The sequence below is a fragment of the Edaphosphingomonas laterariae genome (assembly GCF_900188165.1).
In the GTDB taxonomy this organism is placed as follows: Bacteria; Pseudomonadota; Alphaproteobacteria; order Sphingomonadales; family Sphingomonadaceae; genus Sphingomonas_E; species Sphingomonas_E laterariae.
On record NZ_FZOS01000001.1, the window covers coordinates 382,412 to 404,098 of the forward strand.

Here is a 21,687-nt window from a genome sequence, read left to right on the forward strand (position 1 = left end):
TTCCTCAGCCCTTCTTGAGGTGGCGACGGCCGAGCAGTTCCGCGATCTGCACGGCATTGAGCGCCGCGCCCTTGCGCAGATTGTCGGACACGCACCACAGGGCCAGGCCGTTTTCGACCGTCGGATCCTCGCGGACGCGGCTGACGAAGGTCGCGAAATCGCCGACGCATTCGACCGGCGTGACGTAGCCGCCATTTTCGCGCTTATCGACCAGCATCACGCCCGGCGCCTCGCGCAGGATCTTCTGCGCGTCCTCGGCCGAAAGCTCCTCCTCCGTCTCGATATTGATGGATTCGGAATGGCCGACGAACACCGGCACGCGCACGCAGGTCGCCGTCACCTTGATCTTCGGGTCGAGGATCTTCTTGGTCTCAACCACCATCTTCCATTCTTCCTTGGTGTAGCCATCATCCAGGAAGACATCGATGTGCGGGATCACGTTGAAGGCGATCTGCTTGGTGAACTTCTTCGGTTCGGCCGGATCGCCGACGAAGATGTTGCGCGACTGTTCGAACAGCTCGTCCATGCCTTCCTTGCCGGCGCCGGACACCGACTGGTAGGTCGACACGACGACGCGCTTGATCTTGGCGGCATCGTGCAGCGGCTTCAGCGCCACCACCATCTGCGCGGTCGAACAGTTCGGATTGGCGATGATGTTGCGCGCCTTATAGCCGTCGATCGCGTCCGGGTTCACTTCCGGCACGATCAAGGGCACGTCCGGCTCCATGCGGTAGAGCGACGAATTGTCGATCACCACGCAGCCGGCGGCCGCCGCCTTGGGCGCATATTCCTTGGTCGCGGTCGATCCGACGGCGAACAGCGCCATGTCCCAGCCGGTGAAATCGAAATGTTCGAGATTCTTGACCTTGAGTTTCTGGCCTGTCTCGCCAAACTCGATCTCGTCGCCCGTGGATCGGGATGACGCGACGGCGGCAATCTCTTTAATCGGAAACTCGCGCTCGGCCAGAATGTTGAGCATTTCGCGCCCGACATTCCCGGTGGCTCCGACGACGACTACCCGATAGGCCATTTTACTCGCTCCAGTTGGACTTGAAGGTCGCACATGCGACCGGTCGGCGGTTTAGGGCCGCGCGCGCATATGTCCAGCCCGCATGGCTATCCCGCCCCAAAGCATAGCTTGATCGTCCCGCCGCCGCGCCACGCAAATTTCGGAAAGGCAGCGCGTTCCTATGGATAATTTCATTGTCGTCACCGGCGGTCCGGGATCGGGCAAAACCTCGCTGGTCGATGCCCTCGCGGCCTCCGGCCTCCGCTGCATGGCGGAAGCCGGCCGGGCGATCATCCGCGATCAATCGGCCATCGGCGGCACTGCCCTCCCCTGGGCCGACCGTGCCGCCTTTGCCGAACAGATGCTGGGTTGGGACATGCGCTCCCACCACATCGCAGGCGAGACGGCCGCGCCGGTGATCTTCGATCGCGGCATTCCCGATATCATCGGCTATCTGCGGCTTTGCGGCCTGCCCGTGCCGACGCACATGATCCGCGCCGCGCGCCATTTCCGCTATTGCCGCCGCGTCTTCATCGCACCCTTCTGGCCCGCCATCTTCACGCAGGACGCCGAACGCCGGCAGGATGCGGACGAAGCCCGCGCCACGCACGATGCCATGGCCGAAATCTATCGTGAGCTCGGCTACGAACTCATTCCCCTGCCGCTCGCCCCGATCGCCGATCGCGTCGCCTTCATGCGCGAGGCGATCGGCGCATGACGGGTCAGGGCTGAGGCTGAGGCTGAGGCTGTTCCTTCGCCTTCACCGTCCGGTTCAGGAAATTCTCGATCGTCCGCCACAGATGCAGGCTGGTCGCCTGCCCCGAGATCGAATGGGTCTTGCCCGGATAGACCATCGTCTCGAACGGCACCGCTGCATCCTGCAGCTTCGCCATCATCGCGGTCGAATGGGTGAACAGCACATTGTCGTCCGCCATGCCGTGGATCAGCAGCAGCGGATCGGCGATCCGGGTCGCGTCGTTCAGCGCGCTGGACTTGTCATAAGGCGCCGGGTTCGTGGCGGGATTGCCCATATAGCGTTCGGTATAAGCGGTGTCGTAAAGCTCCCAGCGCGTTACCGGCGCCACCGAAACGCCGGCGGCGAAGGTGTTGGGCGCCGCTTCCAGCAGCTTCAGCGTCATATATCCGCCATAGGACCAGCCCATCACGGCAATCCTGTCGCCATCGACGAAGGGCTGCGCCTTCAGCCATTCGACGCCCTTCAACTGGTCCGCCACTTCCGGGCCGCCCATCTTCAGATGGATCGGATCCTCGAACGCCTTCCCGCGATCGCCCATGCCGCGATTGTCGAGCATGAACACCACCCAGCCGGCCTGCGCCAGCGTCTGCATGCGCAGGTCGAAGAAGTCGCGCTTCACCGTATGGGCGTGCGGCCCGCCATAGACGAACACGAACACCGGCGCCTTCGCTCCCGGCTTCAGACCCGGCGGCACGAGCATCGCATAATCGAGGTCGGTCGCACCGTCCGCCGCCTTGATCGTCCCGTAACGCGGCTTCACGAGATCGGCGGCATAAGGCGCCAGCGGATGCGCGCCCGCCACCCTATTTTCCTCGATCCAGCTGATCCGCCGTCCGTCCGCATCGCCCAGCCACACCTGCTTGGGCTGATCGGGCTTCGTCGTCGTCACCAGAACGCGCGTCGCCGTATCGTCCATCACCGCGTCGTTCCAGCTACCGCCGGCCGTCAGCCGGCGCGGCTGGCCCGGCCGCCGGTAATCGATGCTGTAGAGATGCTGTTCCAGCGTCCCGTCGGCAAAGCCGGTGAAGAATAGTCGCTCCGCCTGCTGGTCGACCCCCACCAGCCGCTCGACCGCCCATGGCCCACGGGTGAGCTGGCGGAACGCGCCGTCCTTCCAGTGATAGAGATGCGCATAGCCGTCGCGCTCGGACGACCAGATCAGGCTGCCGTCGCGCAGCACGCGCAGATTATCGTGTACATTCACCCAGGTGGATGCGGTTTCGCTGAACAGGGTGGTCGCCGCGCCGGTCTTCGCGTCGATCCGCAGCATATCGAGCCGCGTCTGTTCGCGGTTGAGCCGCTGGACGAGCACGCCGCTCGCATCCGGCAACCAATCCACCCGCGCCAGATAGATATCGGGATCGGCGCCCAGATCGGCCTTCACCTGGCCGCTTCCATCGGGCTTCACCAGCCACAATTCGATCGCGACATTGGGCGTTCCCGCGCGCGGATAGCGTTGCTCGAACACACGCGTGCCTTCCGCGTCGATTGCGGTGCGCGACGACACTTCGACCTTGCCTTCATCCACCCGCGCCACCGCGATCAGGCTGTCATCCGGCGCCCACCAATGACCGCGCCGCCGGTCCAGTTCCTCATTGGCGACGAATTCGGCGACACCCCAGCTGATCGTACCGCCGCCATCGCTGGTCAGCACCCGATCGCCGCCGCCGGCAATGTCGATGATGTGCAGGTTGCCATCGCGGACATAGGAAACGAAGCGCCCGCGCCGGCTTACCGTCGCGTCCAGCTCGGTTTCGGGGCTTTCTGTCAGCCGCTTCACGCCGCCGTTGAGGTCCGCCAGATAGAGATCGCCGTCGAGCGGGACGAGCAGGCGGCGGCCATCCGGCGCCCAGTCATAAGCGACGATGCCCTTCGAACCGCCGATGCGCAGCCGTTCGCGCTGCATCTTCTCGGCTTCGGACAGGGCGGCGCCGGTGCCGATCTTCTTGGAATCGACGAGCATCCGCGCCTTGCCGGAACGCGCGTCGATCGCCCACAGGTCGAAACGCTCGGCATCGTCGGGGCGGTTGCGCAACAGCGTCGCCAGGCTGCCATCGGGCGACAGCTTCAGCGAACGCGGTGTCGGACCGGACAGGCTGGGGCTGGCGAACAGCCGTTCCCAGCTAAGCTTTTCGGCGGATGCGGTGGAAGGAAGCAGGGCGGCAGCCGCGATCAGCGCGGCAGGGGCAAGAATGCGATGCATCGCCGGGTTATCGGGATGATCCGCGCGGCTGGCAAGTCACTTGCCGCCCCACCCACGCGCGCAAGAAAAAGGGCGCGGATGGCATCCCATCCGCGCCCTTCTATCTGTGTGCGAGCGAAGCGATCAGGCTTCGGCAGCCACCGGACGCGGATCGCGGCGTTCGGCGATACGCGCCGCCTTGCCGGTGCGGCCACGCAGATAATAGAGCTTGGCGCGACGGACGACGCCCTTGCGCACCACCTCGATCGAATCGACGTTCGGCGAATAAAGCGGGAAGACGCGCTCGACACCTTCGCCGAACGAAATCTTGCGAACGGTGAAGGACGAACCCATGCCCTTGTTGGCGCGGGCGATGCAGACGCCTTCGTAATTCTGGACGCGGGTGCGCTCGCCTTCGACGACCTTCACGCCGACGCGCAGCGTGTCGCCCGGACGGAAATCAGGAATCTTCTTCGATTCGGTGATCTTGGCAATCTGCTCGGCTTCGAGCGTCTGGATGAGGTTCATGCTCATCGCTCCTTCTTCTGTCGCCGCGCGCCAGAGGGAGACTGGTCCCGAGCGCCCTCATGGCGCTCCCAAAGGTCCGGCCTCCTTAGCCTTGTATCATTCTCGGCCATGGTTTTACGCCAAGCCTCGATCTTCGCATGATCCCCAGATCGCAGCACTTCGGGGATCGTGCGCCCCTCCCACTCAGGTGGTCGGGTATAATGCGGATATTCAAGAAGGCCGCTTTCGAAGCTTTCCTCGTCCCCGCTGGAAGCGGCGCCCATTACGCCGGGAAGTAGCCGAATGCAAGCATCCAGCGTCACCAGCGCCGCCATTTCGCCGCCGGACAGGATATAATCGCCGATCGACACGGGCTCGATAGGCCGCGCCTCGAACAGCCGCTCGTCAATGCCCTCGAAACGGCCGCACAAAATGGTCACCCCCGGCCCCGCCGCCAGTTCGCGCACGCGTGCCTGGGTCAGCGGCCGCCCGCGCGGCGTCATCGCCAGCAGCGGGGCGTCCGGCCGCTTCTCCAGCGCATGATCGACAGCGCGGGCCAGCACGTCGGCGCGCATCACCATCCCCGCGCCGCCGCCCGCCGGCGTATCGTCCACCGAACGATGCTTGTCGGTCGCAAAATCGCGGATCTGGATGGGGTCGCACACCCACTTGCCCTCCGCCAGCGCGCGCCCGGCAAGCGATGTGCCCAGCGGCCCGGGAAACATCTCGGGGTAAAGGGTCAGGATGGTCGCAGCAAAACTCATCCCGCGCGACTAACCACCCCAGCCCCGATCGGCAATGCGTTTGGCACGCATGCGCCGTGGCGACGCAGGCGAGACGCAAGGCTACCCGGCGGCGAACCACCGCCCCACCTCGGGAAACGCCCACGCTTCCGAGCGACGACAAAGTCGAGTGGAGTGGACGCGCCCAAGAACGTCATGCCAGCGAAGGCTGGTATCGCTGGCGGTTACAGGTGCGTTGAACAGATGCCGATGAAGGACACCGTTCGGCTTGTTGGGCAGAACAGAGTGCCAGCCCCGATACGATGCCAGCCTTCGCTGGCATGACGCATATACACGAGTGTCAGCAATTCCGGCGCGCTCCGACGTTCCGCCATTGGGCAGCAGGCCCTGACAGCCGCCGAAGCTCACCAGCGCCGCGTCGTTAGCCGCGCAGCCCTTCCAGCCATTCCGCGATCATGCGTCGTCCCGCCGCTACCGCATTGGGGCCGTGGGCATCGTGGTGCGCGCGCAGTTCGTTCGCGCTGCTTCCTGCCGCCGCAATCGCGTCGGGCCATTTTTCGAGCCAGCTGTCGAAGCGGGGGTCTTCGCCCATTTCCGCATGGAATTGCAGCGCCAGGATATTGGGTCCGCGCCGGAACGCCTGATGGGCATAGAGCCCGGTCGACGCCAGCAATTCGGTGCCTTCGGGCAGATCGAACGTGTCGCCATGCCAATGCAGCATCGGATTGCCGTCCAGATGGCGAAGCGGCGATCCGGCCCCTGCCCCGTTGAGCGTCACGGGCGCAAAGCCCACTTCCTGTCGGCCGCCGGGATAGACGCGGGCGCCAAGCGCGGCCGCCATCATCTGCGCGCCGAGGCATACGCCCAAAGTGGGCCGATCCGCCGCCAGCCGCAGGCCCAGCCGGCGCACCTGGCAGGCGATCCACGGATAGCGATCGGTTTCGTAGACGCCCATCGGCCCGCCCATCATCACGACGAGATCGGGCGCGATGAGATCGGTTTCGGGGAAGCGCGCGTCGGTCACGTCGATCCGGTCGACCGCATAGCCCGCCGCTTCGATCGCCGCGCGAAACCCCGCGACGCCTTCGACGGGCACATGCCGGATGACCAGCGCGCGCTTCAATGGATCAATCGCCGGTCAGGATGCGATCGACGAGTTGCTTCACCGTAGGCACGAAGCCGTTGGAGTAGAAGGGATCCTTCTTGAACTGATAGGCCGCGTGGCCCGCGAACATCAGATTCTGTTCGACATCGCCGCCATGCACGATGTCCTGCAGCGTCTTCTGGATGCAGAAGCTGCGCGGATCGGCGAGACGGCCGGTGGAATTGCCCTCGGTATCCGCCCAGGAGGAGAAGCCGCACTGGCTGAGGCAGCCCATGCAATCGGCCTGATCCTTGCGGATCTCCTTGGCTTCTTCCGGCGTGACGAACACCAGCGTGTTGTCCGGCGTCTTCAGCGCCATGGTGAAGCCGAGGCCGAACCATTCGCGCGCGTGCATCAGATCGTTCCGGGTGACCCAGAAATTCTTGCCCTTCACACCCACGTCGAGCTGGAACTGGTGATCGCCCGCCGCTTCGCCCGAAAAGGCGATCTGGCGTTCGGACCGCGCTTCCAGATTGCGCAGGAACGGGTTGCGCACCGCCGACGAGTAGAAACCCGTGGGCGAGAAGCGGTGGAGCAGCACGTCGCCCTCGTCGAGCGTGGTCAGCCGGTCCTTCCACGCCTGCGGAATCGGGCTTTCGCGGGTCAGCAGCGGCCGCGTGCCGAACTGGAAGGCGATCTGGCCGAGTTCGGGATTGTCGATCCACTCGCTCCAGTCGCGCAGATACCAGACGCCGCCGGCCATCACGATCGGCACGCTATCGGGGATGCCGCCTTCGCGCATGGTTTCGCGCAGTTCCTTGACGCGCGGATAGGGATCCTGCGGCTTCAGCGGGTCTTCGGCGTTCGACAGGCCATTATGGCCGCCGGCAAGCCACGGATCTTCATAGACCACCGCGCCCAGCCATTCCGACGCCTTCGAATAGGCCCGCTTCCACAGCGCGCGGAAGGCGCGGCCGGAGCTGATGATCGGCAGATAATGGACGCCGTAGGACGCCGCGATCTCGGACAGCTTATAGGGCATGCCGGCGCCGCAGGTGACGCCCGCCACCATGCCGCGCGTGCGCTCGAGCACGCCATGGAGCACACGCTGCGCGCCGCCCATTTCCCACAGCACGTTGATGTTGATCGCGCCCTTGCCGCCCGAAATCTCATAAGCGCGCTTCACCTGATCGACAGCGCCGTCGATGGCATAAGCGACGAGTTCGTCATGGCGTTCGCGCCGCGTGAGCGCGCGATAGACCTGGGGGATGATCTTGCCGTCAGGATCATAGCTGTCGGCGTTGACCGCCGACACCGTGCCGATCCCGCCAGCGGCCGCCCAGGCCCCGGAACTCATGTGATTGGTGGCAGCAACGCCCTTGCCGCCCTCGACCAACGGCCACACCTCGCGCCCCCCGTAGAGGATCGGCCGCACACCCTTGAACAATCATCCCTCCATGCGAAATCGGCCCCCTATAGGCCAGCCCGCAGCGAAATGCGCGCTAAAAGAACGCACCCCGCTGCGCGTGCCGCTAAAGCGCCGATTTCCGCCGGAAATGGCGCCTATCAGGGCGCCATCCACTCGCCGCCATTGATGTCGAGCACCGCGCCGGTGACCATTTTCGTATAGTCCGAAACGAACATCAGCACCGACTTGCCGCACTCTTCCTCCGGCGGGATCACGCCGAGCGGAATGCGCTGCGCCACGCCTTCGGCAATCGCCTCGACCGTGGTGTTCATGTGGCTCGCCATGCCCTCGAGCGCGTTGCGCACCGGATCGCCCCACAGCCAGCCCATGCGCGTCGCGTTGACGCGGATATTATATTGGCCGACTTCGGCGGCGAGCTGGCGGGAGGCAGTGACGAGCGCGCCCTTGGCGATCGCGTAGGAAAGCGATCCGCCCTGCAGATGCTTCAGCGACTGCATGGTCGCCACATTGACGATCGCGCCTTCGCGCCGCGCCTTCATGTGCGGCAGCACCGCCTGCGCCATCCGCGCCGATCCCATGCAGGCGACGTCGATGGTGTGCGCCCAGCCTTCGATATCGGCATCGTCGAACGGGCCGTTTTCGCCCGGCGCATAGGCGCTGTTGACGAGGCCATCGATGCGGCCGAAGCGTTCGATGCCGGCGGCGACCAGCCGGTCGCACTGCGCACGATCGGACACGTCGGTGGAAAGCGCCACGGCCTGCCCGCCAGCGGCTTCGATCTCGGCCTTCACCTCATCAAGAAATGCCTGCTTGCGCGCGCCCATCACGACGCTCGCGCCTTCTTCCGCCGCGATCTTGGCCATGGCGCGGCCCATGCCGGGGCCGACGCCGGTGATGATGATAACCTTGTCCTTGAGCAGCATGTCAGATCCTCTCGCATAGGCGGGGTTCGCCGTTGCCAGAGGCCTATGGCTGGCCGCGAGGAAGGACAAGCGCGCCGCGCATGGTTGTGGCCCAACCGCGAAACCGAACAGGCTGGAACAAGCCCGGCACGCCCCCGCCGCCGATCGAAGCGATGGTGCGCGCTAGCCCGCGATCTCCAGCACGATCTTGCCGACATGTTCGCCCGCTTCCATCCGCGCATGGGCGGCGGCGGCATCGTCGAGCGGGAAGGTCGCGTCGATCACCGGCCGCAGGCTGCCATCGCGGATCAGCGGCCAGACGGTCTGGGCCAGTTCGTCGGCGACCAGCGCCTTGAATTCGGCCGATCGCCCCCGCAGCGTCGATCCGGTGAGGGTCAGCCGGCGGCGCATCACGTCCCAGATGGAGATTTCGGCCTTGGCGCCACGCTGGATCGCAATCGACACATGGCGCCCGTCATCGGCCAGGCAGGCCAGGTTGCGCGGCACATAATCGCCGCCAACCATGTCGAGCACGATGTCGCACCCCCTGCCCCCGGTGATCCGCTTCACTTCCTCGACGAAATCGGCGGTGCGATAATTGATCGCATGATCGGCGCCGATTTCCACGGCGCGCGCGCATTTTTCGTCCGACCCTGCGGTGACGATCATGGTCAGACCGAATTGCTTGCCCAATGCGATCGCCATGGTGCCGATGCCACTCGTCCCGCCATGGACGAGGGCCACATCACCTTCCGCCGCAAAGGCCCGTTCGAACAGGTTGGTCCACACGGTGAACAGCGTTTCGGGCATCGCGGCGGCATCCACCATCGACAGGCCCGGCGGCATGGCCAGGCACTGGCCGATCGGGGCCACGGCATATTCGGCATAGCCGCCACCGGCGAGCAGCGCGCACACCGGCCGCCCCGCCCAGTCGGTCTCGACACCTTCGCCCAGCGCCACGATGCGGCCAGCCACTTCCAGCCCGGGAATCGAGGATGCGCCCGGCGGCGGCGGATAGAGCCCCTTGCGCTGCATCACATCCGGCCGGTTGACCCCGGCGGCGGCCACCTGGATCAGCACTTCGCCCGCGCCGGGCCGGGGCACAGGCCGTTCGACGACGCGCAGCACCTCTGGCCCGCCGGCCTCCTCAGGGTCGATCGCCCGCATGAATTCTGGAAGCGCGGCCATAATTCCCCCATCGGCGCTTTTGTCCGGTTCGCGTTTATTGACATGGAGCGCGCATCGGTCAACGCTCCGCCCATGGATGTCGACGACAATCTTCCCAAACGTGCCGATGATCCGCTGACGATTTTGCGGCTGCAGGATCTCGATCCGCTTTCCGTTACGGAATTGCAGGCGCGGATCGCGGCGTTGGAGGCGGAGATCGCCCGCACGCGGGCCAAGGCCGAAGCCGCCGTTAACCACCGGGCAAGCGCCGAGGCCCTATTCAAACGATGAGGGCGAACCGGCCGGAGCGCGGCGGACGCAACCAGGCTCCGGCGACCGGCGTTCTTGATGAGCGGGCACGGCTTGATCAACGGGCCGAGGCTCACGACATAGTTGTCAGCGGGGCGCGCCTTCCACGCGGCCCGAGGGAGTAGATACGCAATGCCTTCTTTCGCCCGCGAGCTGGAACAGACCCTTCACAACGCGCTGTCCGCCGCGTCCAGCCGCCGCCACGAATATGCGACGCTCGAGCATCTGTTGCTCGCGCTGATCGATGACGAGCACGCCTCCAAGGTGATGACGGCCTGCGGCGTGGAGCTGGAGGAGCTGAAGGAGGCGGTCCGCCTCTATCTCGATACCGAGCTCGATGCCCTGAAGGTCGAAGGCAATACCGATCCTTCGCCGACCAGCGGGTTCCAGCGCGTCGTGCAGCGCGCGATCCTGCACGTCCAGTCCTCCGGCCGCGAGGAAGTGACCGGCGCCAATGTCCTCGTCGCGCTCTTTTCCGAGCGCGAGAGCTATGCCGTCTATTTCCTCCAGCAGCAGGATATGAGCCGGCTCGATGCGGTCAGCTTCATCAGCCACGGCGTCGGCAAGGGCGGCCAGCCCCCCGAACAGCGCGAGGTGAAGGGCGCGGACGAGGAAAAGGCGCAGAAGCAGGACGGCAAGAAGGGCGAAAGCGCGCTCAAGCAGTTCTGCGTCAACCTGAACGAAAAGGCCAAGGAAGGCCGTGTCGATCCGCTGATCGGTCGCGGGCCGGAAGTGGACCGCACCGTCCAGATCCTCTGCCGCCGTTCGAAGAACAACCCGCTTTATGTGGGCGATCCCGGCGTGGGCAAGACCGCCATCGCCGAGGGCCTGGCCCGCAAGATCGTGGAAGGCGACGTGCCGGAGGTGCTGAAGCCCGCCGTCATCTATTCGCTCGACATGGGCGCGCTGCTCGCCGGCACCCGTTATCGCGGCGATTTCGAGGAACGGCTGAAGCAGGTCGTGAACGAGCTTGAAAAGCTGCCCCACGCGGTGCTGTTCATCGACGAGATCCACACGGTGATCGGCGCGGGCGCCACGTCCGGCGGCGCGATGGACGCGTCCAACCTGTTGAAGCCGGCCCTTTCGGGCGGAACGATCCGCTGCATCGGATCGACCACCTACAAGGAGTTCCGCAACCATTTCGAAAAGGATCGCGCGCTGCTGCGCCGGTTCCAGAAGATCGACGTCAACGAGCCGACGATCGAGGATACGATCAAGATCCTCACCGGCCTGCGTTCGGCGTTCGAGGATCACCATTCGGTCAAATATACGCCCGACGCGATCAAGTCCGCGGTCGAGCTGTCGGCCCGCTACATCAACGATCGCAAGCTGCCCGACAAGGCGATCGACGTGATCGACGAAGTCGGCGCCATGCAGATGCTGGTGCCGCCATCGAAGCGCAAGAAGGTGATCACGGTCAAGGAGATCGAGGCCGTCATCGCGACGATGGCGCGCATCCCGCCGAAATCGGTTTCGACCGACGACAAGAAGGTGCTCGAAACGCTCGAAACCGATCTCAAGCGCGTCGTCTTCGGCCAGGACCAGGCAATCGAGGTGCTCTCGTCGGCGATCAAGCTCAGCCGCGCGGGCCTGCGCGATCCCGACAAGCCGATCGGCAATTATCTGTTCTCCGGCCCCACCGGCGTCGGCAAGACGGAAGTCGCCCGCCAGCTTGCCTCGATCATGGGCATCCCGCTGCAGCGGTTCGACATGTCGGAATATATGGAACGGCATTCGGTCAGCCGGCTGATCGGCGCGCCGCCGGGCTATGTCGGCTATGATCAGGGCGGCCTGCTGACCGACGCGGTGGACCAGCATCCGCATTGCGTGCTGCTGCTCGACGAGATCGAGAAAGCGCATCCCGATCTGTTCAACATCCTGTTGCAGGTGATGGATAACGGGAAGCTGACCGATCACCACGGCAAGACGGTCGATTTCCGCAACACGATCCTGATCATGACCACCAATGCCGGTGCGTCGGACATGGCTCGCGAATCGATCGGCTTCGGCGCGATGACCCGCGAAGACGTGCAGGAAGAGGCGGTGAAGAAGATGTTCACCCCCGAATTCCGCAACCGCCTCGATGCGATCGTGCCGTTCAGCTATCTGCCGCCGGAAGTCGTCGGCCGCGTGGTCGAAAAGTTCATCCTCCAGCTCGAACTGCAGCTGGCGGATCGCGACGTCCACATCGCGCTCGACGACGATGCCAAGGCGTGGCTCACCGCGCGCGGCTATGACAAGCTCTATGGCGCGCGGCCGATGGGCCGCCTGATCCAGGAGAAGATCAAGCAGCCGCTGGCCGAGGAGCTCCTGTTCGGCAAGCTCGTCCATGGCGGCGAAGTGAAGGTGCATCTGAAGGACGAGGCGCTCGCCTTCGAAATCGTCGCGGCCGCGCCCAAGCGCCCGAAAAAGGGCGGCAAGGCCAAGGCCGAGGTGAAGGGCTAGAGCGCTTTCCAAGCAGGTGGAATCACCTGCTGACTCGGAAAGCGCGGTAAGCAAAGAGCTTAGAGCATTCGAGCCGACGCAGTCGGATCGGTAACTGCTCTAAGCGCTCAAACCGGGATCCATTTCCGCTATGCCGGTGGAGGACCACCACGTAGCGGGAATGGGTCCGGCTCTTCCCCGGCACGCCGGGCCGGCGGCGCCAGGAAGCGCTTGATCGCGCGGCGCAGCAGGATCAGCGCCACCACCGTCAGCGCCAGCAGCACGATCGCGACGATCACCGCCGCGACCGGATTGGCCAGCGCCAGCCAGAGCAGCCCGGCCGTCGCCACATCCTCGCCGGTCGATACGGCGACATTGCTGAACGGTTCAGGGCTGGCATTCACCACCGCGCGCGTGCCTGCCTTGGCGCCATGGGTCAGCAGCGTCGCCCCGCCGCCGAGCAGGAAGGTGGCGACCTGCCAGGCCGGATCCTGCGCATCGACGATCGCCATCGCCAGCAAGGCACCGCCGATCGGGCGGATCAGTGTGTGAACCGCGTCCCACGCCGAATCGAGCAGCGCGACCTTGTCGGCGAAGAATTCGGCGATCAGGCCCAGCGCGGAAATCGCCAACACCCAGGGATTGGCCAGCACGTCGAGCGACGCGAGATGCTGCGGCAGCTCGATCCAGCCGGTCCGCATCGCCAGCCCCGTCGCGAACACGCACAGATAGAGCCTCCAGCCCGCAAGCAGGCTGACGCTGGCGGCGACGCCGAGCAGCTCGACCACACCCATGGCGCCGGAAAATGCCATGTTTCCGCCTGCCCGACAAATCTTCAGACGAAGGAATAAGGGTCCACGTCCACCGCCACGCGCACGCCGCGCGGCCATTCGAGATTGCCGAGCCAGCCGCGGATCACATCCTGCACGTCGAGCGCCCGCCGCGCATGGACCAGCAGGCGCTGGCGATGCCGCCCGCGCAGCATGGCGAGCGGCGCCGGCGCAGGGCCGAAAACGTGCATCCCATCCACCTGCGGCGCGCTGTGGCCGATCAGCCGGGCGGTGTTGACCGCGTCATCCAGCTTTTCCGACGAGACGATGATCGCCGCATAACGGCCGAAGGGCGGGGCATTGGCCGTGCGGCGCGATTCGGTTTCGGCGGCGTAGAAGCTGTCGGCATCGCCCGAAACCAGCGCGCGGATCACCGGCGCCCCCGGCTCGCGCGTCTGGACAAAGACGTGGCCCGGCTTTTCGCCGCGCCCTGCCCGCCCGGCAACCTGCGCGATCTGCTGGAAGCTGCGTTCGGCCGCGCGCAGATCGCCGCCCGCCAGGCCGAGATCGGCATCGACGACGCCGACCAGCGTCAGATTGGGGAAATGATAGCCCTTGGTGATCAGCTGGGTGCCGACGACGATGTCGATATCACCCGCTTCCATCCGGCCGACAAATTCCGCCGCCCGCGCCGGCGACCATAAGGTGTCCGACGTCACCACCGCTGTCTTGGCATCGGGGAACAGGGCCGCCACCTCGTCGGCGATCCGCTCGACCCCCGGCCCGCACGCGACCAGCGAATCCTCCGCCTTGCATTCCGGGCAGACCTCCGGCGGCGGCATGACATGCCCGCAATGATGGCAGGCGAGCCGCGCCATCAGCCGATGTTCCACCATCCAGGCGGTGCAATTGGGGCATTGGAAGCGGTGCCCGCAGGTGCGGCAGAGCGTGAGCGGCGCGTAGCCCCGGCGATTGAGGAACAAGAGCGCCTGTTCCTTGCGCGCCAGCGTCTCGTCGATCGCCTTCACCAGCGTCGGCGCCAGCCAGCGCCCTTTCAGCGGCGGATCGGCCAGCAGGTCGATCTCGGTGATTTCAGGCATTTGCGCGGGGCCGTAGCGGCCGGGCAGCTTCAGTTCCTCATACCGGCCCAGCGCCACCTGCTGCCGCGTCTCGATCGCCGGCGTGGCCGATGCCAGCACCACCGGGCAGGCTTCGAACAGGCCGCGCATCACCGCCACGTCGCGGGCGTGATACATCACGCCATCTTCCTGCTTGAAGCTGGTTTCGTGCGCCTCGTCGACGACGATCAGGCCCAGCCGGGCATAAGGCAGGAACAGCGCCGAACGCGCGCCCACGACCACCTTCGCCTCGCCGCTGGCGATCGCCCGCCACGCCCGCCGGCGCTGCGATTGGCGCAGATCCGAATGCCAGGCGATCGGCACATGGCCGAAGCGCGCGGCGAAGCGCTTGAGGAACGGCTCGGTCAGCGCGATTTCAGGCAGCAGCACCAGCGTCTGCCGCCCCTGCCGGATCGCTTCGGCCACCGCCTCGAAATAGACCTCAGTCTTGCCCGATCCGGTGACGCCATCGAGCAGGAAGGGCTGCGCCCTGGCCGCGCGCACCGCATCCACCAGTCGCCCGGCGACGGCAGCCTGATCGTCCGACAAGGCAGGCGCGGCGAAATCGGGATCGGGATCGACGAAGGGATCGTCCACCGAAACCTCCACCGGCTCGATCGCGCCGATCTTTACGAGGCCCCGGATCACCGCTTCGGAAACGTCGGCGATCGCGGCCAGCTCGCGCACCAGCCCCTGCCGTTCGCCGATCCGCTCCAGCGCCTGTGCACGCCCCGGGGTCAGCCGCTGCGGCACTTCGCCCGTGGCGCGATATTCGATCACCGTGCGCGCGCCATCGAGCGCGGAGCTGGACGGCAGCGCCATCCGCAACACCGCTGCCGGCGGCGCCAGATAATAGTTGGCCGTCCACTCGATCAGCCGGCGCAGCGGCGCGCCCAGCGGCGGCAGATCGAACACGCCGGCCAGCGGCCTCAGCCGGTTGTCGCCGACCTCCGCGTCGGAAGGCATCCGTTCCGGTTCCCACGCAACGCCGACAAGCTGACGCGGCCCAAGCGGGGCAAGCACGATCGAGCCGGGCACGACATCCTGCCCCCGGTCTACCCGATAATCGAGCGGCCCGAGCGCGGGATTGAGCAGCAGGACGCGGGCGCGCGGGTTCACGAAAGCCGCTCCGACAGGCCGGGTGGCAGAAAGGCGCTGCGATCAGGGATGGTCGGTCCACCGCCGCATGAGATTGAATTGCACCGCCTGCAGGCGCGAGAAATTCTCGGGCGCCATATTATTGCCTTCGAGCGCGGCGACCTCGTTCAGCTCGTAGAGCAGGTCGCGCTCCACCGGATCGGCGATCCGGCTCTGGATAAAGGTGATCGCCACCAGCCGCTGGCCGCGCGTCACCGGTTCCACCTCGTGGAGCGTCATCGACGGATAGACCACGGCCGAACCCGGCTTGCCCTTGAACCGCATCTCGCCACTGCCGAGCTGGACGCGCAGCGCCCCGCCATCATAGCTCGCCGGATCGGCCAGGAAGACCGTGCAGCTGAGGTCGGAACGGAGCGCGCCACTGGGCGTCTGCATCATCGCCGCATCGGGGTGCAGGCCGTAATTCATCCCCGGCTCGTATCGGGCGAGCAGCGGTGGCGCGATCGCCTTGGGAAAGGCGATGTCGAAAAATTCACGATTGCCCAGCAAGGCGCGCGCCACGATCTGCGCGGCGCGTTCGGCCGGCTGCGGTTCATGCAATTGCTGGTTGTTCTTCACCCGCGAATGGGGATTGCTGACCTTGCCGTCGACGAACTGGGCCGCCGCCGCAATCGCCACGAGTTCGGCCACGGCCTCCGGCGGCAGCACGTCCTCGATCATCCTGAACATCAATGTCCTCCACGGGTGCCGCGCTCCAGCGCGCGGGCAATCAACGGATAGTCGCGGGCGGCCCGTTCCAGCCAGGCGAGCCCGCGCGCGATTTCATCGGCCTGTTCGCGCCGCGCGGCGGCCAGCACGTCATGGCGCAATTGCGGGCTATAGGCATGTTCGGGCGCCTTGGAATAGCGCGACATGATCGGCCCCGAGACGAGCGTTTCGGCCTGAGCATTTTCAACAACATATCCGAAATGTTTCGCGCTGACTGTCAGCATTTCGGCCGGTTGATCGAGGAAGCGATCGAAATCGACCCACAATAGCTGGCCGGCGGCGGCAGCGTCTTCGGCATCCACCAGCGCCGCCATCTCACACGCCCAGCCCAAGGCCGCGCGCTCACCCAACGACAGTGCCCACAGGCGCCATGGTTCTTCGCCCATCCGTCCATGAAGCCGCTGCAACCGCGTGGCGCTGAGCGCGCCCAGTTCCTGCACCGATGCCTCACCGGCAAGGATGGTGGGCAGATAGATGTCGGGCCGTACCGTCAGGAACAGCGCCCGCTGGCCGTGGGCCAGCATCGCCGGCGCAAGATCGGAAACGAAGCTGGTCGCCTTGATCAGCGCGCGCTGATCGGGCCGGAAGGTGCGCGAGAGCCAGCCCAGCGCCATGGCGGTGCGATGATCGAAACGTTCGGGCGACCAGGGCGATTCGGGGCGGTCGCGCAGCCGCCGCAATTCGGCCAGCGTGCGCAACAGCACCGGCTCGCGCACGCCCAGCACACCCGGAACCTCGCCCAGCAGGCGCGACAGCAGCGTCGATCCGACATGGCCGATGTGGAAGATCGCCTGGGCGGTGCAGGGCAACGGGCCGGTGAGCTGTTCCACCTCGTCCCAGCCGAACCATTGCCGCGCGCGGCCTTCGGTCAGGATGCGCTGGTCGAGGAAGCTCGCCTGCGCATAATCCACTTCCGCCATCCTCTGGACGAGCAGGCGATCCCCGGCAAGATCGACCGACTGCACGAAAAGCTCCGCCGAGGATCGGAAAAGCTGGGCGAAGGGATCGGCGGTCACAGAGGCTCCGGGTGCGGGCGGGGATCGGGTTGCCCTCTCCTACCGCCTTTCGCCCCGGCTTGCACAGGCCCCGTCAGCTATCGCCACGGCCTTCGCGGGCGAGCAATTCCTCCTTGATCTTCAGGCCATAGGCATAGCCGCCCAGTGTGCCATCGCCGCGCTTGGCGCGATGGCAGGGAATCAGCACCGCCACATTGTTGGCGCCGCAGGCCGAACCCGCCGCGCGTGCCGCACCGGGCTTACCCACCTTGGCGGCCAGCGCCGCATAAGACAGCGTCTCGCCCGGTGGGATGCGCGACAATTCCAGCCATACCGCTTCCTGAAAGGCCGTGCCCTTCACGTCGAGCGGCAAATCGTGCGGCCGCTCGGGCGCCTCCACCGCGGCAACCGTCCGCTGGACGAGATCGGCGAGCGCAGCCCCGCCCGGCGCGATATCGGCGTACGGAAAACGTTCGGTGAGTTCGGACTCGTCCTCGTCGAAGGACAGGCGGCAAATCCCACGCTCGGTCGCCGCAACCAGCATCCGGCCGAGGCTCGTCGGCGCGATCGCCCAGCGGATCGCCACGCCCCTGCCGCCGTCGCGCCAGGCCGATGGCGTCATGCCCAGCCGCGCGGGCGCATCGGCATAAAAGCGGGCCGGTGCGGCATAGCCGGCATCATAAAGGGCTTCGGTCACGGTGCTATTCTCCTTCAGGGCCGTTTCCGCCCGCCGGGCGCGGAGCGCGCGGGCATAAGCTGCGGGCGTCAGCCCGGTGGCGCGCCGGAACAGGCGCAGGAAATGATGCGGCGCATAGCCCGCCTCGGCCGCGACGGCATCGAGCGACGGCGGCTCCTCTGCCGCGCCGATAAAGGCAAGCGCCTTCGCGATCCCGGCCTCATCGCGCGCCACATCGTCGGGCAGGCAACGGCGGCACGGCCGCAGGCCCGCATCGCGCGCCGCCTGCCCGTCCGCGAAAAAGCGCACATTTTCGCGCCGGGGGTGGCGGGCGGCGCAGGACGGGCGACAATAAATGCCCGTCGTCAGCACGCCGGTGACGAAGCGGCCGTCCTGCCCGCGATCGCGCCGGAGCACTGCCGCCCAGGCGGCGTCGGCATCGATGATCGGCAGGTGGAGTGATTCGATCTGGGTCATGCGGCCAATGTGGCGATGCCGGGCGCAGGATGCATCCCGCCGCTTGCGTTCAAAGCTGCCCCGTCAATTCCGGCCCAAACTGCCTACAATGACCTTCATCTCCGGTCAGGCTCGCATCAACCTGGCAACAAAAAGGTGAAGCCTCCTGTGGAGGCAGCTACTGTCGCGCCTTCTGCTGTCGAGCGAATTCCGGCGATCGCACTTAAGTCCTCATCCACCCGGAATATCTACAATTATAATCCATGGTTCCTGCTCGATACGCAGGCGATCGAGCGGCCGAATTACGCTTACTGCATGCTCCACGCCGCCCAATTGGCGAAACGTCTTGGGCATGAACGGATTTCCGCGATCGAATTCGGCGTCGCAGGCGGCAACGGCATCGCCTTCATGGCCGATTTCGCCAAGCAGGTGCAGCGCGTCACTGGCGTCGCCGTCGAAATCTACGGGTTCGACACGGGCGCGGGCATGCCCGATCCGGAAGGGCCGAAAGATCTGCCTTACTGGTTCCGTGCCGCCCAATATCCGATGGATCGCGACGCCCTGCAGAAGAAGGTGCCCGATGCCACGCTGGTGATCGGCAATGTCCGCGATACCGTCGGCTCGTTCGTCGAAACCTATCGCCCCGCCCCGATCGGCGCGGTGTTCAACGATGTCGATTACTGGTCGTCGACGCTGGACAGCCTGCACCTGTTCGATCGTGCTGCCGGGCAGGCAGACCATTTCCTGCCGCGCATCGCGATGTATTTCGACGACATCATCGGATCGCCGGCCGAAATGTATGGTGCCTATAACGGCCAACTCGCCGCGCTCCGCGAATATAACAACACGACCCCGGACGTGAAGATCGACCTCAACCAGAACCTGCTGCCGCTGTCCCATCTGCGCTATCGCTACCAGATCTATTACGCCCATCTGTTCGCCCATCCGCGCTATTCGGATTTCCTTGGCGACGATCAGCAGGGGGAGATTCACAACGCGCTGCGCCTGCAGTGACGTTCAATCCCCAACTTCCTTGCGGCGGGCGCAATTGCCCGCCTTGCATAGTCGCAACTCCCCTGCTAACCGGCCCGCGACCCATGCGGGGACGCCCTTTGGCGCCCCCTTTTTCGCATGGCACGAAATCCAGGGCCCGGCTTCTTTTGGGGGATTTGACGCGCGTGGAGAATTCCGGCGGTATTCAGGCTAGTCTCGCAGGGCGCTATGCAATGGCGCTGTTCGAACTCGCCCGTGACGAGAAGCAGCTGGACGCCGTTTCGGCCAGCCTCTCGACCCTTAAGCAGGCGCTTGCCGAATCGGACGACCTTCGTCGGCTGACGACGAGCCCGCTCGTCTCGCGCGACAGCGCGGCCAAGGCGATCGCGGCGACCGCAGCGACGCTGAAACTCGATTCGTTCACCGCCAAGTTCCTCGGCGTCCTCGCCGCCAACGGCCGGCTCGGCCAGATCGCCCCGGCGATCCGCGCCTACGGCCAGCTCGCCGCCCAGCACCGTGGCGAGCTTACGGCCGAAGTGACGTCGGCCCACCCGCTCAACGACGATCAGGTCGCCCAGCTCAAGACCACGCTCAAGAGCCAGCTCGGCCGTGACGTGTCGGTCGACCTCACCGTCGACCCCGCCATCCTCGGCGGACTGATCGTCAAGGTTGGCAGCCGCCAGATCGATGGCTCCATCCGCACCAAATTGAACACTCTCGCGACTGCGATGAAAGGCTGAACATGGATATCCGCGCCGCAGAAATCTCCAAGGTCATCAAGGACCAGATCGCCTCGTTCGGCACCGAAGCGCAGGTCTCCGAGGTCGGTTCCGTGCTGTCGGTCGGCGACGGCATCGCCCGCATCCACGGCCTGGACAATGTCCAGGCCGGCGAGATGGTCGAATTCGCCAACGGCATCAAGGGCATGGCCCTAAACCTGGAAGCCGATAACGTCGGCGTCGTGATCTTCGGCACCGACGCCGAGATCAAGGAAGGTGATGTCGTCAAGCGCACCGGCACCATCGTGGACGTTCCGGTCGGCAAGGGCCTGCTCGGCCGCGTGGTCGACGGCCTCGGCAACCCGATCGACGGCAAGGGCCCGATCGATTCGACCGAGCGTCGCCGCGTCGAAGTGAAGGCGCCGGGCATCATCCCGCGCAAGTCGGTGCACGAACCGGTGCAGACCGGTCTCAAGGCGCTCGACGCGCTCGTCCCCGTCGGCCGCGGCCAGCGCGAACTGATCATCGGCGACCGTCAGACCGGCAAGACCGCCGTCGCGATCGACACGTTCATCAACCAGCGTGAAGTGAACAAGGGCGACGACGAGTCGAAGAAGCTCTATTGCATCTACGTCGCCGTCGGCCAGAAGCGCTCGACCGTCGCGCAGATCGTCCGTCAGCTCGAAGAAAACGGCGCCATGGAATATTCCATCGTCGTCGCCGCCACCGCTTCGGAACCGGCCCCGCTGCAGTATCTCGCGCCCTATACCGGCGTCGCGATGGGCGAGTATTTCCGCGACAACGGCATGCACGCCGTGATCGTGTATGACGATCTTTCGAAGCAGGCCGTCGCCTATCGTCAGATGTCGCTGCTGCTCCGCCGTCCGCCGGGCCGCGAAGCCTATCCGGGTGACGTGTTCTATCTCCACAGCCGCTTGCTCGAGCGCGCCGCCAAGATGAACGACGCCATGGGCGCCGGCTCGCTGACCGCGCTGCCGATCATCGAAACCCAGGCGGGCGACGTTTCGGCCTACATTCCGACCAACGTGATCTCGATCACCGACGGCCAGATCTTCCTCGAAACCGACCTCTTCTATCAGGGCATCCGTCCCGCGATTAACGTCGGTCTGTCGGTGTCGCGCGTCGGCTCGGCCGCGCAGACCAAGGCGATGAAGAAGGTCGCGGGCTCGATCAAGCTGGAGCTCGCCCAGTATCGCGAAATGGCGGCCTTCGCCCAGTTCGGTTCGGACCTCGACGCGTCGACGCAGAAGCTGCTCAACCGCGGCGCCCGCCTCACCGAGCTGCTGAAGCAGGCCCAGTTCTCGCCGATGCCCTTCGAAGAGCAGGTTGCGTCGATCTTCGCCGGCGTGAACGGCTATCTCGACGGCATCCCCGCGTCGGACGTGGTTCGCTTCGAACAGGCGCTCCTCGCCGATCTCCGCCAGAACCACGCCGATGTCCTGAAGGGCATTCGCGACACCAAGGATCTGGGCGACGATCTGAAGGCGAAGCTCGCTGCTGCGCTCGACGCCTTCGTCAAGACGTTCGCTTAAGACATTGGCAACCGTCGCTTTCGCCATG

The 21,687-nt window shown here is 65.7% G+C and carries 19 protein-coding genes; 6 read left to right on the forward strand and 13 right to left on the reverse strand.

Going from position 1 to position 21,687, the window contains the following annotated elements:
* Positions 1 to 4: 4 nt before the first annotated feature.
* Positions 5 to 1,030, reverse strand: coding sequence for an aspartate-semialdehyde dehydrogenase (locus CHB74_RS01720; protein ID WP_089217855.1), 1,026 nt, complete (start codon positions 1,028 to 1,030; stop codon positions 5 to 7).
* Positions 1,031 to 1,190: 160 nt separating this feature from the next.
* Between CHB74_RS01720 and CHB74_RS01725 the strand changes: the two genes are divergently transcribed.
* Entirely contained in the window at positions 1,191 to 1,727 is a 537-nt protein-coding gene (locus CHB74_RS01725) for an AAA family ATPase (RefSeq protein ID WP_089217856.1), read from the forward strand.
* A gap of 4 nt (positions 1,728 to 1,731) precedes the next feature.
* Here the strand turns inward: CHB74_RS01725 and CHB74_RS01730 are convergent, their stop codons facing one another.
* The 7 genes from CHB74_RS01730 to CHB74_RS01760 all read right to left on the reverse strand — a co-directional run bounded on the left by CHB74_RS01730 (position 1,732) and on the right by CHB74_RS01760 (position 9,801).
* On the reverse strand, positions 1,732 to 3,969 hold the full coding sequence (locus CHB74_RS01730; RefSeq protein ID WP_089217857.1) for a S9 family peptidase: 2,238 nt from the start codon (positions 3,967 to 3,969) through the stop codon (positions 1,732 to 1,734).
* Positions 3,970 to 4,092: 123 nt separating this feature from the next.
* On the reverse strand, positions 4,093 to 4,476 hold the full coding sequence (gene rplS, locus CHB74_RS01735) for a 50S ribosomal protein L19 (RefSeq protein ID WP_089217858.1): 384 nt from the start codon (positions 4,474 to 4,476) through the stop codon (positions 4,093 to 4,095).
* 2 nt (positions 4,477 to 4,478) lie between these two features.
* Positions 4,479 to 5,219, reverse strand: coding sequence for a tRNA (guanosine(37)-N1)-methyltransferase TrmD (gene trmD / locus CHB74_RS01740; RefSeq protein ID WP_089217859.1), 741 nt, complete (start codon positions 5,217 to 5,219; stop codon positions 4,479 to 4,481).
* 400 nt (positions 5,220 to 5,619) lie between these two features.
* Positions 5,620 to 6,321 carry a glutamine amidotransferase gene (locus CHB74_RS01745; protein WP_089217860.1) on the reverse strand — a complete coding sequence of 234 codons (702 nt, stop codon included), beginning with the start codon at positions 6,319 to 6,321 and terminating at the stop codon, positions 5,620 to 5,622.
* A gap of 4 nt (positions 6,322 to 6,325) precedes the next feature.
* On the reverse strand, positions 6,326 to 7,729 hold the full coding sequence (locus tag CHB74_RS01750; protein ID WP_089217861.1) for an NAD(P)H-dependent flavin oxidoreductase: 1,404 nt from the start codon (positions 7,727 to 7,729) through the stop codon (positions 6,326 to 6,328).
* A gap of 119 nt (positions 7,730 to 7,848) precedes the next feature.
* Positions 7,849 to 8,634 (reverse strand): SDR family oxidoreductase, encoded by a 786-nt coding sequence (locus tag CHB74_RS01755; protein ID WP_089217862.1) that lies wholly within the window; start codon positions 8,632 to 8,634, stop codon positions 7,849 to 7,851.
* Positions 8,635 to 8,796: 162 nt separating this feature from the next.
* Entirely contained in the window at positions 8,797 to 9,801 is a 1,005-nt protein-coding gene (locus tag CHB74_RS01760; protein ID WP_089217863.1) for an NAD(P)H-quinone oxidoreductase, read from the reverse strand.
* Positions 9,802 to 9,873: 72 nt separating this feature from the next.
* Between CHB74_RS01760 and CHB74_RS01765 the strand changes: the two genes are divergently transcribed.
* Both CHB74_RS01765 and clpA read left to right on the forward strand, forming a co-directional pair.
* Complete coding sequence (locus tag CHB74_RS01765) at positions 9,874 to 10,071, forward strand: DUF1192 domain-containing protein (protein ID WP_089217864.1); 198 nt, start codon at positions 9,874 to 9,876, stop codon at positions 10,069 to 10,071.
* A 150-nt stretch (positions 10,072 to 10,221) separates the two neighbouring features.
* On the forward strand, positions 10,222 to 12,534 hold the full coding sequence (gene clpA / locus CHB74_RS01770; protein ID WP_089217865.1) for an ATP-dependent Clp protease ATP-binding subunit ClpA: 2,313 nt from the start codon (positions 10,222 to 10,224) through the stop codon (positions 12,532 to 12,534).
* A 128-nt stretch (positions 12,535 to 12,662) separates the two neighbouring features.
* On the opposite strand, the gene CHB74_RS01775 is transcribed toward clpA, so the two are convergent.
* The 5 genes from CHB74_RS01775 to ada all read right to left on the reverse strand — a co-directional run bounded on the left by CHB74_RS01775 (position 12,663) and on the right by ada (position 18,415).
* Positions 12,663 to 13,307 (reverse strand): DUF4126 domain-containing protein, encoded by a 645-nt coding sequence (locus CHB74_RS01775; RefSeq protein WP_089217999.1) that lies wholly within the window; start codon positions 13,305 to 13,307, stop codon positions 12,663 to 12,665.
* 41 nt (positions 13,308 to 13,348) lie between these two features.
* Positions 13,349 to 15,520 (reverse strand): primosomal protein N', encoded by a 2,172-nt coding sequence (locus CHB74_RS01780; protein ID WP_089217866.1) that lies wholly within the window; start codon positions 15,518 to 15,520, stop codon positions 13,349 to 13,351.
* A gap of 42 nt (positions 15,521 to 15,562) precedes the next feature.
* Positions 15,563 to 16,228 (reverse strand): Fe2+-dependent dioxygenase, encoded by a 666-nt coding sequence (locus CHB74_RS01785; RefSeq protein ID WP_089217867.1) that lies wholly within the window; start codon positions 16,226 to 16,228, stop codon positions 15,563 to 15,565.
* A complete protein-coding gene (locus CHB74_RS01790) occupies positions 16,228 to 17,283 on the reverse strand; it encodes a hypothetical protein (protein WP_089217868.1) in 1,056 nt (351 codons plus the stop codon). The genes CHB74_RS01785 and CHB74_RS01790 overlap by 1 nt, the downstream gene beginning before the upstream one ends.
* A gap of 73 nt (positions 17,284 to 17,356) precedes the next feature.
* The gene (ada, locus tag CHB74_RS01795) at positions 17,357 to 18,415 is read right to left on the reverse strand and encodes a bifunctional DNA-binding transcriptional regulator/O6-methylguanine-DNA methyltransferase Ada (RefSeq protein WP_089217869.1); all 1,059 of its coding nucleotides are present in this window, start codon (positions 18,413 to 18,415) and stop codon (positions 17,357 to 17,359) included.
* 147 nt (positions 18,416 to 18,562) lie between these two features.
* On the opposite strand from ada, the gene CHB74_RS01800 reads away from it, so the two are divergent.
* The 3 genes from CHB74_RS01800 (at position 18,563) to atpA (ending at position 21,659) form a co-directional block, all read left to right on the forward strand.
* The gene (locus CHB74_RS01800; RefSeq protein ID WP_144033688.1) at positions 18,563 to 19,408 is read left to right on the forward strand and encodes a hypothetical protein; all 846 of its coding nucleotides are present in this window, start codon (positions 18,563 to 18,565) and stop codon (positions 19,406 to 19,408) included.
* A gap of 164 nt (positions 19,409 to 19,572) precedes the next feature.
* Complete coding sequence (locus tag CHB74_RS01805; protein ID WP_089218000.1) at positions 19,573 to 20,127, forward strand: F0F1 ATP synthase subunit delta; 555 nt, start codon at positions 19,573 to 19,575, stop codon at positions 20,125 to 20,127.
* Between the two features lie 2 nt (positions 20,128 to 20,129).
* Positions 20,130 to 21,659, forward strand: a complete 1,530-nt coding sequence (gene atpA / locus CHB74_RS01810) for a F0F1 ATP synthase subunit alpha (protein WP_089217871.1) — start codon at positions 20,130 to 20,132, stop codon at positions 21,657 to 21,659.
* The last annotated feature ends 28 nt before the right edge of the window (positions 21,660 to 21,687 follow it).

Coding starts and splice junctions, on each gene's coding strand:
- CHB74_RS01720 (WP_089217855.1), bottom strand. CDS start 1,030: ATGGCCTATCGGGTAGTCGTCGTCGGAGCCACCGGGAATGTCGGGCGC.
- CHB74_RS01725 (WP_089217856.1), top strand. CDS start 1,191: ATGGATAATTTCATTGTCGTCACCGGCGGTCCGGGATCGGGCAAAACC.
- CHB74_RS01730 (WP_089217857.1), bottom strand. CDS start 3,969: ATGCATCGCATTCTTGCCCCTGCCGCGCTGATCGCGGCTGCCGCCCTG.
- rplS (WP_089217858.1), bottom strand. CDS start 4,476: ATGAACCTCATCCAGACGCTCGAAGCCGAGCAGATTGCCAAGATCACC.
- trmD (WP_089217859.1), bottom strand. CDS start 5,219: ATGAGTTTTGCTGCGACCATCCTGACCCTTTACCCCGAGATGTTTCCC.
- CHB74_RS01755 (WP_089217862.1), bottom strand. CDS start 8,634: ATGCTGCTCAAGGACAAGGTTATCATCATCACCGGCGTCGGCCCCGGC.
- CHB74_RS01760 (WP_089217863.1), bottom strand. CDS start 9,801: ATGGCCGCGCTTCCAGAATTCATGCGGGCGATCGACCCTGAGGAGGCC.
- CHB74_RS01765 (WP_089217864.1), top strand. CDS start 9,874: ATGGATGTCGACGACAATCTTCCCAAACGTGCCGATGATCCGCTGACG.
- clpA (WP_089217865.1), top strand. CDS start 10,222: ATGCCTTCTTTCGCCCGCGAGCTGGAACAGACCCTTCACAACGCGCTG.
- CHB74_RS01775 (WP_089217999.1), bottom strand. CDS start 13,307: ATGGGTGTGGTCGAGCTGCTCGGCGTCGCCGCCAGCGTCAGCCTGCTT.
- CHB74_RS01785 (WP_089217867.1), bottom strand. CDS start 16,228: ATGTTCAGGATGATCGAGGACGTGCTGCCGCCGGAGGCCGTGGCCGAA.
- ada (WP_089217869.1), bottom strand. CDS start 18,415: ATGACCCAGATCGAATCACTCCACCTGCCGATCATCGATGCCGACGCC.
- atpA (WP_089217871.1), top strand. CDS start 20,130: ATGGATATCCGCGCCGCAGAAATCTCCAAGGTCATCAAGGACCAGATC.